We start from the raw sequence: 2,973 nt of genomic DNA, 5'->3' as shown, positions 1-2,973 counted from the left end.
GCTACGAGGAGAGCTTCGCAAAGGCCATCTTCGAGCAGATCAAGGGGTTCAGCGAGTACGGCTTTCCGGAAAGCCACGCCGCGTCGTTCGCGCTGCTGGTCTACGCGAGCTGCTGGATCAAGTGCCACCACCCCGCGGAGTTCCTGGCGGCCATGCTGAACTCGCAGCCGCTCGGGTTCTATTCGCCGTCGCAGCTCGTGCAGGACGCGCGGCGCCATGGCGTCGAGGTGCGGCCGGTCGACGTGATGTACAGCGACGTGGACTGCACGCTCGAAGACCTCGCGCACGAACCGGCCGTGCGGCTCGGGCTGCGCATGATCGGCGGGCTCAAGTCGGCCTCGGCCGGCCGCATCGTCGAGGCCCGCGTGCAGCAGGTGTTCGACAGCACGGAGGACCTGGCGCTGCGCGCGCGGCTGGAACTATACGAGATGAAGCTGCTGGCCGCGGYCGATGCGCTCATGAGCCTGTCAGGTCACCGGCGCCAGCAGGTCTGGGAGGCGGCGGGGCTGCGCGCGGCACCCGGGTTGCTGCGCGAGGTGCCGGTCGACGAGGATTTTCTGGAACTCGAGGCGGCCCCGGAGGGCGAGGAGATCGTGTTCGACTATGCCTCGACCGGCCTGACCTTGCGCCGGCATCCGCTCGCCCTGCTGCGCGAGCGCCTGGCGCGGCGCGGGCTCATGACGGCGCGGGATCTGGACGGGATCGAGGACGGGGAGCAGGTGAGCCACTGCGGCATCGTGACGTTGCGGCAGCAGCCGGAGACGGCGAAGGGCACGATCTTCGTGACGCTGGAAGACGAGACGGGCGTGGTGCAGGTGATCGTCTGGAAGAGCCTCAGGGACGTGCAGCGCGAGGAACTGCTGGGCGCGCGGCTCATGGCTGTCCACGGCAGGTGGCAGCGCGAGGAGGCGGTGAAGAACCTGGTCGCGACGCGGCTGGAAGATCTGACGCCGCTGCTGGGGCGGTTGGCGGGGGCGACGGTGAGCCGGGATTTCCGGTAGCCATCGATGTATTGATGGCCTACCTGCGGCGGCCGCCGACATGGTGACTGCCCTTGCCGCTGCGGCCGCTTCCACCGACACGCCGGCTACCCGTCAGGGCGGCCAACTTCACGGCGGAGGACTGACGCATGGCCCTGCAGATCAACGGCGCGCAGGCGCTGGTGCGCTTGCTTCTCGCGGCGCAGGTGCGCGAGGTCTTCGGCATTGTTGGTGGCAAGCTGGGGCCGCTGCTGCACGTCGTCGCGCAGCAGGTGCAATTGCGCTTCGTCGAGGTGCGGCAACGAGGGCGCGGGGCCCATGATGGCGGCCGGCCCATGCCGCGCCGGGACGGATCGCGGTGGCGCTGGGCGAGATGGGGCGGGGCGGCCTCAACATGGCCCCCGGTCTTGGCGTGGCCTTGAACAACAACCTACCGCTTCAATGCACGTCGGTATGTCTCGCTTTTTGAGACGAGGACTTCCGAATCATCGGTAGCTAGGCTCCGGCTCCAGTCAAAGTCGCTATGGCGCACCTCAGGTGCGGTTTGCAGGCGCGGCACCAGTCCAAATAGAGCGGCCGGCGCACTCAAGAGAGGTCTGTATGGGGGCGCAGAAGGGCGCGAGACGTTTCGGATCGTTGATCCGGCGGCGACTATTCCTCGAGAAGCTGATATGGCCTGAGATTCAGTGCCAATGCGAGACGCTCGAGATTGTCGAGTGAAATGTTGCGAGCCTGACGCTCAACGTGGGCGACGAACGTCCGATGCAGTCCTGCTTCGAACGCCAAAGCCTCCTGGGACCACCCCTTTGCTCCGCGCTGGCGGATCAAATTCAAAGCAAGCACTTCCCTCGCCGAGGCTTGGGGTTGCTTCGAAGAATTCCTAGGACTGGTCACGGGGGAAGTCTTCGAGAAAGCTGCTTTTACGTCAGCCGTGTTTGAGTCACAATCGAAAGACCTGATGGCTCTACAAGAGGTCCGTGGTCATGCGAAACATTCGGGTGCCGTCGCCATTTCCCACTGCGCATTTGCCGAAACTGCCGGCGTCGGTCACACGCGTTCGGCCGCGGCAGCCAGTGCCCGTCGTGCGCAGTTTGTCCGCGGCGCGCATTGGCGCGCAGGTGAGGGCGCTGCGCATGGCGGCCGATGTGTCTGGCGGCGCGCTGGCAAAGACCTCGGGGATTTCGGCCTCGATGCTTTCTCGCATCGAGCGCGGTCTGGTGTCACCGTCGGTGGAGACCTTGGAGCGCCTCGCTCAGGGCCTGCATGTGCCTACCTCGCGCTTCTTCAGTGATCAGGCGCGGCGCACTGACTTCTGCCATGTGCGTGCAGGACATGGTGTCCTGGTCGATCGCATCGGCGCGGTGGCGGACTACCGCTATGAGCTGCTGGGCCATCTGCTGTCGGGCAACCTGTTCGTCGAGCCCTACCTGGTCACGTTGTTGCCCGGCGCCGATCCCTATGTGACCTTCCAGCATCCGGGTCTCAAGTTCCTGTACTTCCTGTCCGGAGAGGTCCTCTACCGCTATGGCGGCAGGACTGCAGAGGTGAGGGCAGGGGACGCGCTGCTGTTCGATGCGACCGCACTGCACGGGATCGAGGCCATTCAGACCCAGCCGGTCTCTTACCTGTCGGTGGTGTTCACGCTGCGGGAGTAGGCTGTTCCTGGCGGCATTGCCGCGCCGCGGAGCGACGCGAACGCCCATTCGATGGTTCACCCGCGAATTCGCTGCGTGCCGAATTCACCTCTCTGCCCGGCTCTATTTCTAGGTGTTCGGCATGCCGAACACCTAGAAAGCCTCGAACGGTAGCAACAGCGGGGGTCTTCCACTTGATGAGCCGTGAGGAAATTTTCGCGGCGGCCGGGCGGGCTCGCTCTGCGCGCGGAATGGATTTTCGGTTTCGGTAGCCTGGACGCGGCGGTCGCAGGCCGACGTCGAAAACTCCAGGGCAACGTCCTTGTGCGGCTATGAGGGCTGGCTATGCTGACGGTGGC

4 protein-coding genes are annotated in these 2,973 nt (G+C 65.4%); 3 read left to right on the top strand and 1 reads right to left on the bottom strand.

Annotated elements, in window-relative coordinates; genetic code table 11:
• Together AC1DOC_RS27090 and AC1DOC_RS27085 are read left to right on the top strand one after the other, a co-directional pair.
• On the top strand, window positions 1-1,001 hold a 1,001-nt coding region (locus tag AC1DOC_RS27090), incomplete at its 5' end, for a helix-hairpin-helix domain-containing protein (RefSeq protein WP_478130866.1).
• A 128-nt stretch (window positions 1,002-1,129) separates the two neighbouring features.
• Window positions 1,130-1,402: a thiamine pyrophosphate-binding protein gene (locus AC1DOC_RS27085; RefSeq protein ID WP_436311644.1), complete on the top strand. Its 273-nt coding sequence runs from the start codon at window positions 1,130-1,132 to the stop codon at window positions 1,400-1,402.
• Between the two features lie 229 nt (window positions 1,403-1,631).
• Here the strand turns inward: AC1DOC_RS27085 and AC1DOC_RS27080 are convergent, their stop codons facing one another.
• Entirely contained in the window at window positions 1,632-1,823 is a 192-nt protein-coding gene (locus tag AC1DOC_RS27080) for a helix-turn-helix domain-containing protein (protein WP_150106816.1), read from the bottom strand.
• A 239-nt stretch (window positions 1,824-2,062) separates the two neighbouring features.
• Between AC1DOC_RS27080 and AC1DOC_RS27075 the strand changes: the two genes are divergently transcribed.
• Complete coding sequence (locus AC1DOC_RS27075; RefSeq protein WP_436311825.1) at window positions 2,063-2,635, top strand: helix-turn-helix domain-containing protein; 573 nt, start codon at window positions 2,063-2,065, stop codon at window positions 2,633-2,635.
• Window positions 2,636-2,973: the final 338 nt, after the last annotated feature.

Source organism: Variovorax sp. 01T439_2, assembly GCF_056398445.1.
This window is presented reverse-complemented; position numbering and strand designations above follow the sequence as displayed.

Coding starts and splice junctions, on each gene's coding strand:
- AC1DOC_RS27085 (WP_436311644.1), top strand. CDS start 1,130: ATGGCCCTGCAGATCAACGGCGCGCAGGCGCTGGTGCGCTTGCTTCTC.